Source organism: Pantoea sp. GbtcB22, assembly GCF_019091025.1.
Classification (GTDB): Bacteria; Pseudomonadota; Gammaproteobacteria; order Enterobacterales; family Enterobacteriaceae; genus Pantoea; species Pantoea leporis.
In genome coordinates, this window is record NZ_JAGXKB010000727.1 from 1 (window position 1) to 240 (window position 240).

Here is a 240-nt window from a genome sequence, read left to right on the forward strand (position 1 = left end):
TCCCTGCGGAATGCGCCCCTGTCCGCCCAGCGAGAACAGGCCGTGCATCGCTTTACCGGTGTAGACCGGACCCAGCAGCACGCCTTCCAGTTGGGCGAGTTGATAGATGGCAGCGATGCCGCCGCCCGATGGCACGCCGTACGCCTGACCGACATAACCATCCTCAATCCAGATTTCCTCCGGCTGCCACTGCTGCGGCCATTGCAGCAGATCGGCACAATCCTGCGCCATGCCGGCAAT

General features: G+C 63.3%; 1 pseudogene. It reads right to left on the reverse strand.

Annotated features, from left to right (window positions below):
* Positions 1–240: pseudogene (locus KVT28_RS26500) on the reverse strand (D-cysteine desulfhydrase family protein); the annotation flags it as partial.